Annotated in this window: 19 protein-coding genes; 3 read left to right on the plus strand and 16 right to left on the minus strand. The window is 73.3% G+C overall.

Annotation, left to right across the window (positions count from 1 at the left end; genetic code table 11):
• Positions 1 to 82: 82 nt before the first annotated feature.
• A complete protein-coding gene (locus tag WDW90_RS10180) occupies positions 83 to 1051 on the plus strand; it encodes an SDR family oxidoreductase (RefSeq protein WP_431311012.1) in 969 nt (322 codons plus the stop codon).
• A gap of 115 nt (positions 1052 to 1166) precedes the next feature.
• Here WDW90_RS10180 and WDW90_RS10185 read toward each other — a convergent pair whose 3' ends face one another.
• Together WDW90_RS10185 and WDW90_RS10190 are read right to left on the minus strand one after the other, a co-directional pair.
• Positions 1167 to 2282: a glycosyltransferase family 4 protein gene (locus WDW90_RS10185; protein WP_336487268.1), complete on the minus strand. Its 1116-nt coding sequence runs from the start codon at positions 2280 to 2282 to the stop codon at positions 1167 to 1169.
• Positions 2267 to 2506: a hypothetical protein gene (locus WDW90_RS10190; RefSeq protein ID WP_336487269.1), complete on the minus strand. Its 240-nt coding sequence runs from the start codon at positions 2504 to 2506 to the stop codon at positions 2267 to 2269. Before WDW90_RS10190 ends, WDW90_RS10185 begins: the two co-directional genes overlap by 16 nt.
• A gap of 200 nt (positions 2507 to 2706) precedes the next feature.
• Here WDW90_RS10190 and WDW90_RS10195 point away from each other — a divergent pair, with 200 nt between their 5' ends.
• Both WDW90_RS10195 and WDW90_RS10200 read left to right on the plus strand, forming a co-directional pair.
• Positions 2707 to 3324, plus strand: coding sequence for a cysteine hydrolase family protein (locus WDW90_RS10195; RefSeq protein ID WP_336487270.1), 618 nt, complete (start codon positions 2707 to 2709; stop codon positions 3322 to 3324).
• Positions 3321 to 3908, plus strand: a complete 588-nt coding sequence (locus tag WDW90_RS10200) for a histidine phosphatase family protein (protein WP_336487271.1) — start codon at positions 3321 to 3323, stop codon at positions 3906 to 3908. Before WDW90_RS10195 ends, WDW90_RS10200 begins: the two co-directional genes overlap by 4 nt.
• A gap of 19 nt (positions 3909 to 3927) precedes the next feature.
• On the opposite strand, the gene WDW90_RS10205 is transcribed toward WDW90_RS10200, so the two are convergent.
• The 14 genes from WDW90_RS10205 to WDW90_RS10270 all read right to left on the minus strand — a co-directional run bounded on the left by WDW90_RS10205 (position 3928) and on the right by WDW90_RS10270 (position 17573).
• Positions 3928 to 4641, minus strand: coding sequence for a hypothetical protein (locus tag WDW90_RS10205; RefSeq protein ID WP_336487272.1), 714 nt, complete (start codon positions 4639 to 4641; stop codon positions 3928 to 3930).
• A gap of 61 nt (positions 4642 to 4702) precedes the next feature.
• Positions 4703 to 5728 (minus strand): nickel/cobalt transporter, encoded by a 1026-nt coding sequence (locus tag WDW90_RS10210; RefSeq protein ID WP_336487273.1) that lies wholly within the window; start codon positions 5726 to 5728, stop codon positions 4703 to 4705.
• The gene (locus tag WDW90_RS10215; protein ID WP_336487274.1) at positions 5719 to 6390 is read right to left on the minus strand and encodes a DUF1007 family protein; all 672 of its coding nucleotides are present in this window, start codon (positions 6388 to 6390) and stop codon (positions 5719 to 5721) included. The genes WDW90_RS10210 and WDW90_RS10215 overlap by 10 nt, the downstream gene beginning before the upstream one ends.
• 128 nt (positions 6391 to 6518) lie before the next feature.
• Positions 6519 to 6875 carry a hypothetical protein gene (locus WDW90_RS10220; RefSeq protein ID WP_336487275.1) on the minus strand — a complete coding sequence of 119 codons (357 nt, stop codon included), beginning with the start codon at positions 6873 to 6875 and terminating at the stop codon, positions 6519 to 6521.
• 252 nt (positions 6876 to 7127) lie between these two features.
• The gene (locus WDW90_RS10225; RefSeq protein ID WP_336487276.1) at positions 7128 to 7592 is read right to left on the minus strand and encodes a cytochrome c-type biogenesis protein; all 465 of its coding nucleotides are present in this window, start codon (positions 7590 to 7592) and stop codon (positions 7128 to 7130) included.
• 11 nt (positions 7593 to 7603) lie between these two features.
• Positions 7604 to 9607: a heme lyase CcmF/NrfE family subunit gene (locus WDW90_RS10230; protein ID WP_336487277.1), complete on the minus strand. Its 2004-nt coding sequence runs from the start codon at positions 9605 to 9607 to the stop codon at positions 7604 to 7606.
• Between the two features lie 32 nt (positions 9608 to 9639).
• Positions 9640 to 10164 carry a cytochrome c maturation protein CcmE gene (gene ccmE, locus WDW90_RS10235; RefSeq protein ID WP_336487278.1) on the minus strand — a complete coding sequence of 175 codons (525 nt, stop codon included), beginning with the start codon at positions 10162 to 10164 and terminating at the stop codon, positions 9640 to 9642.
• Positions 10165 to 10357: 193 nt separating this feature from the next.
• Positions 10358 to 11854, minus strand: a complete 1497-nt coding sequence (gene ccmI, locus WDW90_RS10240; protein ID WP_336487279.1) for a c-type cytochrome biogenesis protein CcmI — start codon at positions 11852 to 11854, stop codon at positions 10358 to 10360.
• 179 nt (positions 11855 to 12033) lie between these two features.
• Positions 12034 to 13452, minus strand: coding sequence for a sensor histidine kinase (locus WDW90_RS10245; RefSeq protein WP_336487280.1), 1419 nt, complete (start codon positions 13450 to 13452; stop codon positions 12034 to 12036).
• Positions 13453 to 13588: 136 nt separating this feature from the next.
• Positions 13589 to 15541: a methyl-accepting chemotaxis protein gene (locus tag WDW90_RS10250; RefSeq protein WP_336487281.1), complete on the minus strand. Its 1953-nt coding sequence runs from the start codon at positions 15539 to 15541 to the stop codon at positions 13589 to 13591.
• Positions 15542 to 15712: 171 nt separating this feature from the next.
• Positions 15713 to 16390 (minus strand): response regulator transcription factor, encoded by a 678-nt coding sequence (locus WDW90_RS10255; RefSeq protein ID WP_336487282.1) that lies wholly within the window; start codon positions 16388 to 16390, stop codon positions 15713 to 15715.
• Between the two features lie 38 nt (positions 16391 to 16428).
• The gene (locus WDW90_RS10260; protein ID WP_336487283.1) at positions 16429 to 16806 is read right to left on the minus strand and encodes a hypothetical protein; all 378 of its coding nucleotides are present in this window, start codon (positions 16804 to 16806) and stop codon (positions 16429 to 16431) included.
• 140 nt (positions 16807 to 16946) lie between these two features.
• A complete protein-coding gene (locus tag WDW90_RS10265) occupies positions 16947 to 17204 on the minus strand; it encodes a hypothetical protein (RefSeq protein ID WP_336487284.1) in 258 nt (85 codons plus the stop codon).
• 15 nt (positions 17205 to 17219) lie between these two features.
• Positions 17220 to 17573 (minus strand): hypothetical protein, encoded by a 354-nt coding sequence (locus WDW90_RS10270; RefSeq protein WP_336487285.1) that lies wholly within the window; start codon positions 17571 to 17573, stop codon positions 17220 to 17222.
• Positions 17574 to 17578 lie beyond the last annotated feature (5 nt).

Consider the following 17578-nt stretch of genomic DNA (forward strand, 5'->3'; position numbering starts at 1 on the left):
GGCCTCCGCCCGCGATCCGTTCCACGCCGACCAAGGAGAAGCCGCCGTGCATGCCTCACGCAAACCCCTGCACGAGCAGGTCATGGTCATCACGGGCGCGTCGAGCGGCATCGGCCTCGCCACGGCCCGCTCCGCCGCCGCCCACGGCGCCCGGATCGTGCTCGCGGCCCGCAACGGCGACGCGCTGACGGAGATACAGGAGGAGATCCGCGGGCGCGGCGGCGAGGCGATCCACGTGGTGGCGGATGTCGGCCGGCGCGAGGCGGTGCAGGCCATCGCGGACGCGGCGATCGAGCGCTACGGGCGCATCGACACCTGGGTGAACGATGCCGGCCTGTCGATCTTCGGGCGCCTGGAGGAGGTGAGCGACGAGGACCATGACCGCCTGTTCCAGACCAATTTCTGGGGCGTGGTCTACGGCTCGCTGGTGGCGGTGCCGCACCTGAAGCGCAGCGGCGGCGTGCTGATCAACCTCGGCAGCGTCGCCTCCGACATCGCCTTCCCGCTCCAGGGCATGTATTGCGCGAGCAAGCACGCCATCAAGGGCTTCACGGACGCGCTCCGGATCGAGCTCGACGAGGAGGGGGCGGACGTCGCGGTCACGCTGATCAAGCCGGCGGCGATCGACACGCCCTTCCCGCAGCATGCCCGCAACTACACCGACCACGAGCCGAAGCTGCCGCCGCCGGTCTACGACCCGCAGGAGGTGGCCCTCGCGATCCTGAGCGCGTCGGAGCACCCGCAGCGCGACATATACGTGGGCGGCGCCGGGCGCCTGATGAGCGCCTTCCAGGCGGTGGCTCCGCGCACCTTCGACCGGATCGGCCGCACCATGGTCGGCCAGCAGATGCGCGACGAGCCGCCCCGCCATCGGTCCGGCGCCCTGCACGAAGCCGGAGACGACGGTGAGGTGCGGGGCGACCATCCGGGCTACGTGCAGCGGCGCAGCTTCTACACCCGCGCGGCCCTCCACCCGGCGGCGACCGGCCTGCTGATGACGGCGGGAGTCGCTGCGGCCGCGGCGCTGATGCGCGGCGGCGCCCGCCGGTAGCAGGCGCGTCCGGGGGCCGCACCGACCCTGGTCGAACGGGAGGTTCGTCGGGCCCCGCCCACGGGCTCGTCGGCCGCGGCCCGCCTGGCCGAGGGGCGGGCGAGACCGGCTGTCCTCATGCGGCGACCCCGGCCGGGATGCGCGCGCTCGCGGTGGCGTAGACGGCCGTGATCCCCGCCAGCATGGCGTCGAGGCCGTAGGATTCGGAGCGCGCCCGCGCCGCCTCGCCGAGATGGCGGCGCCGGTCGCGGTCGGCGAGGAGGCCGGTGATCGCGCCCTCGGCCGCGCGGTGATCCTCGGGCCCGACGAACAGCGCCGCGCCGTCCCAGAGTTCCCGGAAGGTCGGTATGTCGGAGAGTACGAGGGCGCATCCGGCCTGCGCGGCCTCCAGCACGGCGAGGCCGAAGGGCTCGTAGCGGCTGAGCGAGGCGAAGACCGGCCGCCGCGCCAGCCGCGTCGCGACCTCTTCGGCCGGAAGCTGCCCGAGAGCCTGCACGCTGCGGAGGGTGACGCGCTCGCCGTTCGGGCCCGCGAGGCTGCCAGCCGCCTGCACGGCCACGGGAAGGCCGTCCGCGACCCGGTCGAGGGTGGCGAGGTTCTTGCCCCGGTCCCAGAGCCGGCCGGTGGTGAAGACGAGGGGCAGGCCGGTGCAGGTCTGCACGGGGCCGGAGGCGGTGCGCCCGTTGCGCACCACCAGCGGCGGCGCGTCGAGGCCGTAGGCGGCGGCGGTCAGCTCCGCGAAGGCGTGGGTCGGCGCGGTCAGGATGTCGGCGGCGGCGAGGCCCGCCGCGGCGAGATCCCGCCGCCAGGCAAGGTCCGGCGAGAGCGGCGCGTCCTCGACCGCGTCCCACCAGGTCGCGACGCAGGAATGGCAGGTCACCACGGAGGGGACCGGCAGTCCGCCGCCCGCGACGAGGGCGGGGCTGTGCACGTGCGCGATGTCGGCGCGCAGGCGCCAGGCGAGGCTTGCCACGCCGTCCGCCGCGTCGCGCAGGGCGGCGGCGTCGGAGGCGGTCCGGTCATGGGGCAGGCCGGTGACCACGAGGCGGCAATCCGCGATTGCCTGCACCTCTGCGGCCCGGTCCGCATCCGGCGCCGGGCCGACCACCGCCAGCGTCGTCGCGCTGCCGCGCCGTGCGAGGCCCCGCGCGACGTCGAGGGTGTAGGTCCAGATGCTGCCGACGGCGTCCGTGGTGAGAAGGACGTGGAGTCCGCTCAGCGGGGCTGGCATGCGGCCTCCCGTGCGCGCAGCGGGCGCTCCTCCCGGATGCCGCCGATGCGCTCGAACCGGTCGAGGGCACGGCCGTGCGCCCGTTCGGCGGCGGGTTCATCCGGCTCGCCGCGGAGGCGCCGGCCATCGGATGCGCCCGTGACCGGAAACGTGACCGGAACCGCGCCCGGCCCCGCATCCCGCCCGGTGCCCTGTGGGAATTCGCCCTCGGCCGGGTCCTGCATGAGATCGACGCGCCTTCCGCAAGGCCTCCCATCACGGCAGGCTCCGGGCAGCATCGATGACACGGCGGCAGGCGTCCTTAACGCATGTAAGTATTCGAGCTTGCGAACATCATCGGTCTGCGCAGGCTGAGAAATTGTCCGCGGAACATCATCGTTCTGACGCCGTTCTTGCCCTCCCGGGACATGAGAAAGCGGAGATTATGTCGTTCGATGAGGATCAGTTGCGCAACGGACACCTGGGCGCAACCTGCATGCATCTCTGTGTCGACATGCAGCGGATGTTCGCGGAGGAGACAGACTGGCATACGCCCTGGATGGAGCGCGTGCTCCCGAGCATCGTCCGCCTCGTCGAGGCCAAGCCGGAGCGCACGCTCTTCACCCGCTTCATCCCGGCGCGCCACCCGGGCGAGGGCCGGGGCACCTGGGCGCGCTACTACGAGCGCTGGGCCTCGATGACGCTGGAGCGCATGCGCCCGGAGATGGTCGAGCTCGTGCCCGAACTCGCCCGGTTCGCGCCGCCCGCCCGGATCTTCGACAAGCGCATCTACTCCCCCTGGATCGGCACCGACCTCGACGCGCGCCTGCGGGCCGGCGGCATCGATACCCTTGTGGTGACGGGCGGGGAGACCGATGTCTGCGTCCTCACCACCGTGCTCGGGGCGGTCGATTGCGGCTATCGGGTCGTCGTCGTCACGGACGCGCTCTGCAGCTCCTCCGACGTCGCCCACGACGCCCTTCTCACCCTGTACCGCTCCCGCTACGGGCAGCAGGTCGAGACCGTCACGACCGCGACGGTCCTGGAAAACTGGATCCGATGACCGCCACCACCCGCATCGTCTGCATCCGCCACGGCGAATCGACCTTCAACGCCGCGCACCGCCTCACCGGACGCGATCCGGGCCACGTGGATGCGCGCCTGACGCCGCGCGGCCACGCGCAGGTCGCGGCCGCGCGCAGCGCCCTGCGCGACATCCCCTTCGAACTGGTGGTGACCTCGCCGCTGACCCGGGCGATCGAGACCACGATGGGCCTGTTCGGCGAGCATCCGGCCCACCCCGAGATCCTCGTCGAGGTGCTGCACCGGGAATGCCAGGAGAGCAGCTGCGACGTCGGGCGCGCCGCCTCGCAGATCGCGGCCGAGTTCCCGCACCTGCTGGTCGATCACCTGCCGGAGATCTGGTGGCACGCGGAGGGCGAGCCCGGCGCGGGCGGCTACCACACCGAGCCGCGCGCCCTCTTCGACGCGCGCGTCGCGGGCTTCCGGGAGTGGCTCAAGGCCCGGCCGGAGCGCACCATCGCGGTGGTCGGCCACGGCACCTTCTTCTTTCACCTGACGGGCGAGTGGCTGGACAATTGCGCGAGCACCGAGCTCGACCTCTCGGCCGAGCCCGCCCTCGCCTGAGGGGCGCCCGGCGGCCGCCTCAGGCCCGCACCGCGCGGGCCGCGTCGAGCCGGTCCCTGGCGCGCAGGAGATCGATCCCGGGCGCCTGCCGGCCGATGCGCAGGGCCTCGTCGAGGATCGCGGCGGCGAGCGCCCAGGCTTCCGGGAGGAAGGGAGCGGCGCCCTCGGCGACCTCGGCCGCCGCGCGGGGCTCCCCGGCCGCCTGCACCGCCGCCGTCGCTGTCCGGGCAACCGCCGAGGCGAGCGCCCCCTGCAACCAGGCCCGCCGCAGGGACGCGCCCTGCGCGACGTTCCCGCCCCGCCACGCCGCCGCGCGGGCGGCCGCGAGCGCGGCGGGCAGGCCCGAGGCCGCCTCGCAGCGCGCGGCGAGATCCGCCATCCCGGCCCGGTCGAGAAGCGGCGGCAGGATGCGGCGCACGCTCTCGCGCGCCAGGAAGGCGGTGCGCTCGGCCTCGACCTCGTCCGTGTCGGCGGAGCCCGACAGCCGCAGCACGAAGGCCATCAGGCGCGGGCGCTCGGCATCCGGCATCGCGTCGTTGAGGCCAAGCGCGTAGGCCGAGAGCGGGCGCGAGAAGCAGGGCGGGCAATCCGCCGAGGCCCGGATCGCCCGGTAGGGCAGGCCCGCCGCGACGATGGCCGCCTCGTTGATGCAGGTGCCGCCGTCCGGCCCCGGGAACGGATGCGAGCCGGCGAGAAGCCGCCAGTTCAGGATATGCTCGAAGCCTGCCGTCATGGTCGCGCCTCCGTGCCGGAAACTGGCACGACGGGACTTCCCTGGCGAGGGGGCGCGACGTTCAGGCGCCGCCGGCCGCCGCGAGGCCGGCGAGCATCCCGAGGCCCAGCACCAGCACGAAGGCTGCGGCGAGGAGCTCGAGGGCGCCGACCGCGAGCGCGCCGGCCTGCCCGCGCCCGCCCGCGAGCCGCAGGGCCAGGGCCTTGGCGAAGACCGCGAGGCTCGCGAGCAGGCCCGTCGTCAGGGCGGTGCCGAGCGCCATCGCGAGCGTCGCGGCGATGCCGACGGCCAGCATGCCCTGCGAGGCCGAGACGACGAGGATGAGGATCGCCCCGGCGCAGGGGCGCGTGCCTGCCGCCAGCACCACGCCGGCCCGCTCCCGCCAGGTGCCGAGCCGGCCGATGGCCTCGGCATCCGCGAGGTGCACGTGCCCGCATCCCGGGCCGCAGGCCGCCTGCGGAGCGGCCCGCAGCGTGCCCAGGGCGGCCAGGCGCCCGGCCTTGCGCCAGGTCACCGCGAGCCCGATCAGCGCCACGAGCGCGAAGCTGACGGTCTCGATCATGGCGCCGGCCCGCGTCATCCCGGCGGCCGTGGTGTTGAGGAGGAGGACGCCCGCCGTGACGATCAGGATCGCCACGAGGGCCTGCAGCAGCGCCGCGGCGAAGCTCAGGGCGAAGGCGCGCGGCAGCGCCCGCTCGCCCGCCAGGATGTAGCCGGCGATCACCGCCTTGCCGTGGCCGGGGCCGGCGGCGTGGAACACCCCGTAGGCAAGCCCGAGTCCGACGATCGGGCCCCACGCGCCGCCGGCCTTGAAGGCGGTGACGGCGCTCTGAAGGCTCCGCGAGAAGCTCGCCTGCACGGCGAGCAGCCAGCCGCCGAGGCCGGTGGCGGAGGGCGCCGCCTCGCGGAAGCCGATGCCGAAGGGGGAGCGGGGCGGGGGTGCGGCGATGCCGGGGGCGATCAGCCACATCAGGCCGGCCAGGATCAGGCCCGCGACCCCGATCGCGCCCGCGATCAGCGCGAGCCGCAGGGCGAGCCTGCCGCGCGGCGGGGCGGCGGAGGCCGGCAGAGCCGCGCCTACGGACACGCCACGATGATCCGGTTGGCGAATTGCACGCCGTAAGTCGAGGCGGCGGTGAGCGCCTCGAAGAAGGCCTCCGTCATGCCGGGCTTGGCCGCATCGGCGGTCCGCGAATCCTGCGCCTTCGGCCGCGTCACGGTGGCGGCGCAGCCGGCCGGCGCGCCGGCCAGGCGGGCGGCGTCCGCCCCCTCCGCGAGGCTGAAGGAGACGAAGTAGGTCGGGTCGTAGACCTCCAGCGTCACGACGCCCCGGCCCTGCGATGCGGGCGCCGCGAGGGGCAGCAGGAAGCTGAGCGTGAGCGTGTCGCCCTGCACGGCCATGCGGGGCTCGGCGGGCTCGCCGAAGCTCTGCTCCCGGCCGGCGACCTTCAGCTTCGTGAAGTAGGAGAATTCCGAGAGGTTGCGGGTGTTCTCGGCGGCGAGGTCCGCGAGCTCGTCCGGCGTCAGCGCGCCGTCGCCGTTCTTGTCGAGGCCCTGGGTGACGAAGGCCGAGTAGGCGGCGTCGAAGGTCCAGGCATGCCGGATGCCGACAACCTTGCCGCCCTCGGCGTAGGCGATCTCGGCCCTGGCCGTGACCCAGACATGCGGGTGCGCCAGCGCCGGCCCGGCGAGGGCCGAGCCGACCGCGAGGGCGAGAACGAGGCTGCGGAGGGGCGAGGCGATCGGCATGGTCGCGGGACGCTCGCGTCTCGTGGTTAACGAACCGTCAACGGGCCTCGCGGCCCGCCTGCCCCGCGTTCCTCGCGGTCCAGTGGGGCGAAAGCGAGGCGCCTCGGCCCCGCTCTCGCCCGTCGGACTCACTCGGCCGCGATGTCGGCGAGAGCCACGTCGACCACGTCGCCCTTGCGCGAGAAGGCGACGGTGGCGTCCCGCCCGTCGGCGCCGAGGCTGCCGGGGATCGAGAGGGTCACGGTCTGGTCGGCGTTGAGGGTCGTGACGAGGCGCACGACCTGCGGCTGGTCGGCGTGGCTGTTGACGGCGGCGAGCGTCGCGACGACCCGGTAACCGTCCCGGGCGGCCGTGTAATAGATCGAGCCCCGGAAGGTGCCGAGGTCGACGGAGGTCGCCTTGAGGGGCTTCAGCTCGACGGCGGGGGCCGCCGTGATCGCGGCGAGCGAGAGGGTGGCCGCGAGGGCGAGGGAGAGCGTGCGCATGGTGGAAGGTCCTGTGCGGTTACTGTCCGCCGGGAGCGCCCGTACGGAAAGCCGGTAGCACCGGGAGACCGCAAGATGGACCCTTCATGCTGCATTGCGAAGATATGATTGTGGCATCGCACAAATGCGCCTGTCGCATAGAAGATGCAGGATGGCGCCGTTGACTGCCTGAATTTGCATGGGTCTCGATCGGATTTGGAAATATTCCGACCCCGAACGAAAATTCCGTTTGAGGCGGTCGTGAAAAGAATTTCAGTCGCGCCGCAGCAGCGCGGCGATCTCGGCCTGCTCGGCGGCGCTTAGGGCCTCGGCACGCCTCGCGCGCCCGCGGCGAGCGAGGCGCCAGATCCCGAGGCCGCCGGCGAGGAGCACCGCGCCGGGCGTCAGCCAGAGCAGCAGCGTGTGCAGGGCGAAGACGGGCTTCAGCAGCACGAACTCGCCGTAGCGGCTGACGACGTAATCCTCGACCTGCCGGTTCGTGTCGCCCGCCTGGATCCGCTCGCGCACGAGGACGCGCAGGTCCTTGGCCAGCGGCGCGTCGGAATCGTCGATCGACTGGTTCTGGCAGACGAGGCAGCGCAGGCCGGCCGAGATCTCGCGGGCGCGCGCCTCCTGGCCCGGGTCCTTCATCACCTCGTCGGGCTGCACGGCCTGCGCGGCGCCGGCGCCGACGACCAGCGCGAGGGCCAAGAGGGCCAGGAGGGCGCGGCGGGCCATCGACCGGGCCATCACTCGGCCGGCACCGCGCCGGGCGGCAGGGCCTTGGCTCGGGCACGGGTGGGCGCGCCGACGCGCATGCGCCGGTCGGTGAGCGAGACGGCGCCGCCGATCGCCATGACCACGGCGCCGAGCCAGATCAGCAGCACCAGCGGCTTGTAGTAGAGGCGCAGCCCGATCGTGCTGTCCGGCTGGACCTCGCCGAGGCTCGCGTAGACCTGGCTCGCCCCGATCGTCAGCAGGCCGGATTCGGTCACGCTCATCCGCCGGCTCGGGTAAAAGCGCTTGCCGGTGTCGACCCGGCCGACCGCGTTGCCGTCCCGGTCGCGCACGGTGAGGAAGGCGGCCGTCTCCTCGTAGTTCGGGCCCGGGCGCGGCGCGACCCGGTCGAGCGTGGCGACGTAGGGGCCCGCGGCGAGCCGCTCGCCGGGCTTGAGGGTCGCGAGCCCCTCCGTCGCCCATCCTTGTGCGGCGATGCCGAGGACGACGATGCCGACGCCGCCATGCGCCAGGGCCGTGCCCCAGGCCGAGCGCGGCAGCCCGATCGCCCGGCGCCAGACGTCGCGCGGGGCGCGGGCGCGGCTCGCGCCGTAGCCCCGCGCCCGCGCGGCGATCTCCAGGGCGGAGCCGAGCACGAGGTAAGCGCCGAGACCGATGCCGACGGGGGCGAGCACCGGCCCGCCCCAGGTCAGCGCCAGGGCGGCGAGCCCGATGGCGAGGGCGAGGCCCAGGGCGACGAAGAGGCGCTGGGCGGCCGCGAGCGCGTCGCCGCGCTTCCAGGCGAGCGTCTGCCCGAAGGGCACGATCAGCAGGAGCGGCACCGCCAGCGGCACGAAGGTGCTGTTGAAGAAGGGCGGGCCCACCGAGATCTTCTCGCCCGTCGCCATCTCGAGGACGAGCGGATAGAGCGTGCCCACGAACACGGTGGCGCAGGCCGCCACCAGGAACAGGTTGTTGAGGACGAGCGCGCCCTCGCGGGAGATCGGCGCGAACAGGCCGCCCTGGCGCAGCAGCGGCGCGCGCCACGCGAACAGGGTCAGCGCGCCGCCGATGAACAGCACCAGGATGGCGAGGATGAAGACGCCGCGGGTCGGGTCGGTCGCGAAGGTGTGAACGGAGGTGAGGAGCCCCGAGCGCACGATGAAGGTGCCCATGAGCGACAGCGAGAAGGTGAGCACCGACAGGAGCACGGTCCAGACCTTCAGGGCGTCGCGCTTCTCCATCACCACGGTGGAGTGCAGAAGCGCCGTGCCGGCGATCCAGGGCATTAGGGAGGCGTTCTCGACAGGGTCCCAGAACCACCAGCCGCCCCAGCCGAGCTCGTAATAGGCCCAGTACGAGCCCATCGCGATGCCGAGCGTCAGGAAGCTCCAGGCGGTCAGCGTCCAGGGCCGCACGGCCCGCGCCCAGACGGCGTCGATGCGCCCCTCGATCAGGGCGGCGGCCGCGAAGGCGAAGGTGATCGAGAAGCCGACATAGCCGAGGTAGAGCAGCGGCGGGTGGATCGCGAGGCCGGGATCCTGCAGCAGCGGGTTGAGGTCGTTGCCCTCGATGGGGGCGGGCGTCACCCGGGTGAAGGGGTTCGAGGTCGTGATGATGAACAGCACGAACACGAAGGTGATGAGCCCCTGCACCGACAGCGTGTTGGCGCGCAGCACCGGCGGCACGGATTCGCGGGCCACCGCCACCATCGCGCCGAACAGGGTCAGGATCAGGACCCAGAGCAGCATCGAGCCCTCGTGGTTCCCCCAGACGCCCGAGAGCTTGTAGATGAAGGGCTTGGTGGTGTGGGAATTCTCGACCACGTTCTGGACCGAGAAGTCCGAGGTGGCGTGGGCGTAGCTGAGGGCCGCGAAGGCGAAGAGCATGCACGCGAAGGCGCCGAGCGCCGCGGGCTTGGCCACCTGCCGCAGGGCCGGGTCGCCCGAGCGCGCCGCCCAGACCGGCATCACCGCCTGGACCAGAGAGAGCGCGAGCGCGAGCGCGAGCGCGAAATGGCCGACCTCGACGAGCACTGGCTGTCCTTCCTTCCCGTATCCGGCGCGGTTCAGCGCTCGCTGCGCGGCCCGAGGGTCGTCCCGCCGCCGGCGGAGGTGGCGTTCCGGGCGGGTGCCGCGGCGGGATCGGCGGCCTTGCCGGCGCCCTCCTGCCAGCGACCTTGGGCCTTGAGCGCGTCGGCGACCTCGCGGGGCATGTAGGATTCGTCGTGCTTGGCCAGCACGCTGTCGGCCCGGAAGACGCCGCCGGGCCCGAGCGTGCCCTCCGTCACCACGCCCTGTCCCTCGCGGAACAGGTCCGGCAGGAGGCCCTGGTAGGTCACCTGAACGGTGGCGTTGGTATCGGTGACGGCGAACTCCACCCGCTGGTCCGCACCGCGCCGCACCGATCCGTCCTTGACGAGGCCGCCGAGGCGGAAGCGCGTGCCCGGCGTCATGCCCTGCTGGGCCACCTCGGTGGGCGAGCGGAAGAACACGATCGAGCCGCTCATCGCGGACAGGATCAGCCCGACCGCGACCGCCAGCACGGCGCCGCAGCAGGCAATCAGGATCAGGCGGCGGCTCTTGCGCGTCACGGTTCGTCTCGTCCCAATGCGATCGCGGGGCCGCGATCCCGGCTGCCCGCCGGCCGCGTCCCTCGTTGTCGTTCCACTCGCGTGAAGAAGGGTGTCGGCTCCCGGGCCGTGCGGGTCAAGGGCCGCGGCCGGGACCGATTGTCAGGGGGCGGCCCTGCCGGCCGCCGGGCCAGGACCATTGCCGGGGGCCGCCTCAGGGCTTGCCGCCGGTCCCGTGCAGGTCGAGCTCGCGGGCGAGGGCGTCGAGCCGCTCCACCGCACCCGCATCGGCCGCGAGCGCCATCCGGGCCCGGTCGAGGGTGCGGCTCGCCTGCTTGCGCTCGCCGAGCACGCTGTAGGAGCGCACGAGGCGCAGCCACTCGTCGGCGGTGCCGCCCTTGGCGCTGAGCCGCCGGTCGAGCCCCGCCACCATGCCGCGCACGGCGGCGTCCCGCTCGGCGGCCGGCATCGCCTTGATGGCCGCGACCGCGGCGTCCGTGTCCGCGCGCTCCGCCCCGTCCGGGTTCGCGGAGGCCCGCGTCGCGGCGGCGGGCGGCGCCCGCTCGGTCGCCCTGGCGGCGAGGCCGAGCTCCTTCGCCTGCGCGTCGAGGCGCTCGAGCGCGTGCCCGTCGGCGCCGAGCGCGGAGCGCGCCCGCTCCAGGGCGGCGAGCGCCTTGTCGCGCTCCCCGAGCACGCTGCGCGAGCGCACGAGGCGCAGCCACTCGTCGACGCTGCCGCCCTGCTTCTGCAGACGCTGGTCGAGCCCGTCGACCATGGCGCGGATCGCGGCGTTCGGATCGGCGGACGGCGCGGCGCCCGGCTCGGCGGTCCGGTCGGACGCCCCGGCGGCCTCGGGGACGGGCTCCTTCTTCAGGCGCGCCAGGGTCTCGCGCACGAGCGGCAGCCAGGGGGCGTCCGCGGGCCCGGCCTGCTCCAGGGTCGTGAGTTCGCGGATCGCGCCGTCCGTGTCGCCGGCCTGCTCGGCGGCGCGGGCGAGGTAGAAGCGGGGCTTGGCCGCGCTCGCGTCGAGGCCGGCCGCCCGCGCGAAGATCGCCTTCGCCTCCGGCGAGACGACGCCGTTGCCGGCGGCGACGAGCGCCTCGCCCCATTCGGCGAGGACCTGCGGCGTCTCGCCCTTGAGGCGGCTCAGCGCCTCGTAGGCGTGGGCCGCGTCGTCGAAGCGGCCGAGCCGCATGTAGACCGGGGCGAGCACCGACCAGCCGCGGGCGTCGCCCGGGTCGGTCGCGAGCTTCGCCTCGATCTGGCCGATCGCCCTCATCAGGTCCTGGCTGCCGGCCTGGGCCGCCTGCCGCTCGGCCGCGGTCTGGGCGGGCAGGTCGGGCGAGCCGTAGATCCCGTAGGCGAGGAGCGCCACGAGCGGGATCGTCGAGAGCGCGAAGGCCGAGGCCGCCCGGCGCTGGCGCAGATGCGGCTCGGCGATGCCGGATTCGTCGGCGACCGCCGGGGCGCGGCTCGCGCGCAGGAGGCGCCGGGCAGCCTCGGTGCGGGCGCCCTCCGCCTCCGACGGCGCGATCAGGCCGCGGCCGAGGTCGCGCTCGATCTCGGCGAGCTGGTCCTCGTAGAAGGCGGCCTCGGTGGCCTTCTGCCCGGACTCGGGCACCGGTCCGGCGGCGCGGCGCGACATCGGCCAGAGCAGGGCGAGCACCGCCGCGCCGGTCATGAACGCCAGGATGAACCAGATCGCCGTCATCGGACCCCAAGATCGCCGGCCGGTTCGGCCGGGAAGTTCGCCGGGCCTCTCCGGGCCCGGTCTCCATGTAAATCGGGCCTCGGGCCCGCACGACGCCGCCGTCGGGTGACACGGTGTCACGCGCCGGGAAGGTGTGGCAAGCGCGAGCTCGGCAGGCGGGCCGCGCCCGGCGCCGCGCCTCAGTGATGGGCGACGCCCGCCGGGGCGTCCCCCGGCACTTCGAGGACGGCGCGCAGGCCGCCGAGCGCCGCCTCCTCCAGCCGGAAGCGGCCGCGGTAGAGGGCGGCGAGGTCGGCCACGATGGAGAGCCCGAGCCCCGAGCCGGGCTTCGTCTCGTCGAGGCGCCGGCCGCGCCCGAGAACGGCCTCGCGATCCTCGGGCGGCAGGCCCGGCCCGTCATCCTCGATGGCGACGAGGAGATGGGGATAGCCGTCCTGCGCCACCGCCTCGGCCCGGATCGCCACCCGGCCGGCCGCCCATTTCGAGGCGTTGTCGACGAGGTTGCCCACCATCTCCTCGAAATCCTGGCGCTCGCCCCGGAAGCGCAGGCCCGCCGGCACGCTGACCTCGTAGGCGATGTCCTTGTCGCGGTAGATCTTGCCGAAGGTGCGCACCAGCCCCGCGAGCGCCGGCTCCACCTCCGTCGAGGTGCCGAGCGTGCCCGCGAGCGCGGCCGCCCGCGCCCGGTCGAGGTGGTAGTTCACCTGGTCGCGCATCACCGCGGCCTGCTCGCGGATCTTGAAGGCGAGATCCTCCGGCGCGTCGGCGCCGCCGACCTCGTTGACGATGATCGAGAGCGGCGTCTTGAGGGCGTGGGCGAGGTTGCCGACCTGGGTGCGGGCGCGCTCCAGGATCTCGCGGTTCGTCTCGATGAGGAGGTTCACCTCGCCGGCGACCGGCGCGATGTCGCGTGGATACTCGCCCGTGATCCGGTCCGCCTCGCCCCGCCGGATGGCGCCGAGCGCCGCGCGCATCTGCGCGAGCGGCGCGAGGCCGAAGCGGATCTGCAGGAGGGTGGTGAGCGCTAGGAACAGGCCGAGGAGGCCGAAGGTGACGAAGAGCGAGAAGCGGAAGCGGTCGACGTCGTTGACGATCTCGTCGGCGGGGCCTGCGACCCGGACGGTGTAGCGGCCCTCCTCGCCGAGATCGACGTCGCGCTCGATGATGCGCAGCAGGCGGTCGTCCTGGCCGCGGCCGTAGCCCTGGCGGATCTGCCCGATGCCGGCCTTGCCGTCCGGGTTCGTGGCGGCCTTCAGCGGCACGCCGACCAGCGAGCGCGAGGTGCGCAGATCCCGGGGCTTGGCGTCCGGCCGGCCCACCTGCCAGTACCAGCCGGAGAGCGGCAGGTCGAAGCGGGGATCGCCGAGCGAGAAGGAGCGGCTCTCGGGGTCGCTCGGCGAGACGAGGTCGGTGGCGAGGTTGTTGGCGAAGACGAGGAGCCGGCTGTCGAAGGCCCGCTCGGTGTTCTCCCGGTAGAGGGTCGTCAGGATCCAGGCGGCGATCAGCAGGATCGCGGAGCTCGCCAGCAGCGCCGAGACGGCGAGGCGCACCGCGATGGAGCGGCGGCGCAGGGAGAGGATGTCGAGGAGGGTGTTCATGGGCGGGCTGCGGGGCCGGGCCGCCGTTCGGCCGCCTCCGACCGTTCGGTGTCGGGCTGCCTGCGGTAGCACCCCCCGGCCCGCCCGAGAAGACGGGGCCGTCCCCTCGGCGCTCCGGCGCTCCGGATCGCCCGGCTCAGGTGAACTGCACCCCGATGTCGTGCCCGTCGCGGCGCGTGACTGCGCAGGCGCAGCGGCGCCCGTCCTGGTCGAACGTCAGCGTGAAGCGGTCGGGCAGGGCCGTCTCCTCCCGCAGGTGGAGCTTCGCCCCGCTCGCCGAGAGGTTGCGGATCGTGCAGACCTGCCTCCGCCCGCCGCCGAGGTCGATCGTCGCCGCGAGCAGGACCCGGGTCCGGTGGTCGAGGCGGCGTTCCTCCATGCCGACCGTCCAGTCGTCGAGGCTCATGCTGATGCCCGAGACTCCGTCGGCCGCCCGGCGCATGCTGACGAGGATCTCGCCGGTCGACGCGCTCTGCCGGGCCGTCGAGGCGGCGACCTCGTCCACGTAGGTGCTGATGGTGCCGATGGCCGCGGTGATCGAGCCGAGCTTGGCGGCGACGTCGGACGAGGCGCCCTGCATGCCGGCGATCTCCGTCGAGATCTTGGCCGTCGCGGTCGTGGTCTGCGTCGCGAGGCTCTTCACCTCGGCCGCGACGACCGCGAAGCCGCGCCCCGCGGCGCCCGCGCGCGCGGCCTCGATGGTGGCGTTGAGCGCGAGCAGGTTGATCTGCTCGGCGATGCCGGCGATCAGCTGGACCACGCCGCCCATGGCCTCGGCCGCCTCGCCGAGGCGGAGCGTCGAGGCGTCCGCCTCGTGCGCCTGCCCGTGGATCTCGTCCACCGCCGCCTTGGAGCGCGCCATGCTCCGCGAGATCGACTGGGCGGCGACGTCCATCGCCTCGGCGGCGTCCGTCACGGTCTGGACGTCGTCGAGCGTGCGCTCCGCCGCGTCGATGGCGACCTTGCGCGCCTGCATGCTGCCGGTCACGTCGGTGGCATACTTGACCACCTTGGCGAGCCGCCCGTCGGGATCGAAGACGGGGTTGTAGCTCGCCTGGATCCAGACCGGGCGGCCGCCGCGGCCGAAGCGCTGGAACAGGCCGGCGATGAAGTCGCCCTTGCGCAGGCGCTCCCAGAAGGCCGCGTATTCGGGGGCCTTGGCGTAGTCGGCTCCCACGAACATGCTGTGGTGCTTGCCCAGCACCTCGTCGGCCCGGTAGCCGACGGCCGCCAGGAAGTTCTCGTTCGCGTCGAGGATGCGGCCCTCGGGATCGAACTGGATCACCGCCTGGGAGCGGTTGACGGCGGCGAGCTGCCCGGAGGCGTCGGCGTTGCGCCGCTTGTCGGCGGAGATGTCGGTCGCGTGCTTGACGACCTTGAACACGGTCCCGTCGAGGTCCCGGATCGGGTTGTAGGTCGCCTGCAGCCAGATCTCGCGGCGGTCGCGGCCGAGGCGCTTGTACTCGCCGGCGCCGTACTCGCCGCGACGCAGGGCGGCCCAGAAGGCCGCGTATTCGGGGCTCCTGGCGTAGTCCGGCTCCACGAACATGCTGTGATGCCGCCCCTGGATCTCGTCGAGGCGATAGCCCACCGTGTGGAGGAAGTTCCGGTTGGCCGAGAGGATGTTGCCGTCGAGGTCGAACTGGATCACTGCCTGCGAGAGGCCGATGGCGTCGATCTCGCCGCGGAACGCGGCGTCGAAGCGCTTCTGCTTGGTGATGTCGACGGCGAACTTCACGATGCTCGCCGGGCGGCCGTTCCGGCCGAGGACGGGATTGTAGGTCGCCTGCAGCCAGATCCGCCGCCCGTCCTTTCCGACCCGCTCGTACTCGGCGGACCGGAACCGGCCCTCGCGCAGGTCGCGCCAGAAGGCCTCGTAGGCCGCGCCGGCGGCCTCCTCGGGCAGAACGAACATGCGGTGGTGGCGCCCGCGGATCTCCTCGAGATCGTAGCCGACCAGGGCGAGGAAGTTCCGGTTCGCGTGGGTGATGGTGCCGTCGAGGGCGAACTCGATCGTTCCGAACGAGCGGTCGAGCGCGTCGAGCCACGCCTGCCTGACGGTTGCGTGGTTGGAAAATTTGCCCAGCATGCCGGTGACCGATCCTCGGATGTCGGTCGATTATGGGCAAAAATACTCAAAAATGAATGAACGATACTGTTATTCGCGAATGCTCTGGAGGCTATATCCGCTGAGGCAACGCCGAAGACCGGGGCCGTCCCGCGGCTTCACGGCCTGGCGGCCCTGCCTCGCCCGAGCCCGTCACACCCGCGCGGCCGGCTGATTCGGGTCGACCAAGTAGCCGAGGCCGCGCACGGTCTGGATCAGGTCGACCGCGAGCTTCTTGCGCAGGCGCCCGACGAAGACCTCGATCGTGTTGGAATCCCGGTCGAAATCCTGGTCGTAGAGGTGCTCGGTCAATTCGGCGCGCGAGACCACCCGGCCGGTATGGTGCATCAGGTAGGAGAGCAGCCGGTACTCGTGGCTCGTGAGCTTGACCGGGTTGCCGTCGACGAAGACGCGGCCGGAGCGGGTGTCGAGGGTGACGGGGCCGCAGGTGATCTGGCTGGTGGCGTGGCCGGCCGCGCGCCGCAGCAGGGCGCGCACGCGCGCCATCAGCTCCTCCATGTGGAAGGGCTTCGTCACGTAGTCGTCGGCGCCCGCGTCGAAGCCGTCGACCTTGTCGGACCAGCGGTCGCGGGCCGTCAGGATGATGACGGGGGTCTTCACCCCGGCCCGGCGCCAGCGCTGCAGCACGGTCACGCCGTCGGCCTTGGGCAGGCCCATGTCCAGGATGATCGCGTCGTAGGGCTCGTTCTCGCCGAGATAGCCGCCCTCCTCGCCGTCGAAGGCCTTGTCGGCGACGTAGCCGGCCTCCTCGAGCGCGTTGACCACCTGCCGGTTGATGTCCCGGTCATCCTCGACGACGAGCAGGCGCACCTTGGAACACTCCGTATCTCGCGACGGACCTGCATCCGTCAGTACTGGCCGGCCACCTGGCCGGTCTTGGCATCCACCATCACGTGCACGAAGTGCCCGTCCCGGCGCAAGGCCGTCAGCATGTAGACGAGCCCGTCCTCGTGCCGGCACAGGCTGGCGCGCTGGATGTCGGCCCGGGGAATCACGGTCCGGGCCGCGCGGATCGCCGCGACGGGCTCGATCACCCGCCGCTCCGCCACCGCCTCGCGCAGGTCGGCGGCGGAGAGGCAGTTCTCGCCGCGGGGCGCCGGCGCGCTGTGGACCGGGTTCGCCTGCGGCGCGGTCGCGGTCGTCTCCTCGGCCAGCGTGCCGATCGCCCCCGTGGCGAGGGCCACGACGGTCAGGCAGGCTGCGAGGAGGGCGAGCACGTGGCGCATGGGTGGCGAGTCTCGGTCCCTGGCACTGAATGCGCCCTGAATACCGCCGCGGCCAGCCGCCGCCCGGCTCCGCGCGCCATCGCACGCTCCGCCCTCGGGGCTCGAGTCTCGGCGGCGGCGGGGCGGGGGCGTCCAGGATGTCATCGGCGGTTCGCGTGGGTCCGGCTAGCGATACGATCGAGGCCGGGTCCGGTTCCCGCGGCGAGCCGCGCGAGGCAGGCCCTCAGGGCGGTGCAGAGGACGGCCTGGCTGTCGACGTGGTCGAGCGCGGCCTTGCGCAGCGCCGCCAGGGAACCGTCGAAGCGCGAGCGCGCCGCGCGCAGGCGGCCGATCGCGGCCCGGCGGCGCCGGCGGGCGGCCCCGGGCGGCCAGGCAAGGCCTGAGGGTGGCATCGGCATGGCCCGTTCTCCCGGTCAGGGCCGGCCCTGGCGGTGCAGATCCGCCACGAGCCGCAGGATCTCGTCGAACTTCTCGCGGGCGCGCTCGTCGCTGCGATCGACGCCGCGGGCGATCTCGGCCGCGAGCCGCGCGAGATCCTCGAGCACGCGGGTGCGGCTCTCGAGCGCCGCCGCCACGGCGGCGTTGGTCTGCGAGGCGCGCTCCAGCGCCGTCGCGGTGGCGCCGGTGTCGCCGATGCGGGCCTCGAGCGAGCGCTGGTTGTCGCGGTGGAGGCGCAGGCAGGCGAGGCCGAGCAGCACCGCGACGATCCAGCCCGCGCCCCCTTCCGAGAACAGCAGGCGGGCGGCCTCCAGGGCGATCCTCTCCATCGGCC

The organism is Methylobacterium nigriterrae (genome assembly GCF_037106235.1).
Taxonomy (GTDB): Bacteria; Pseudomonadota; Alphaproteobacteria; order Rhizobiales; family Beijerinckiaceae; genus Methylobacterium; species Methylobacterium nigriterrae.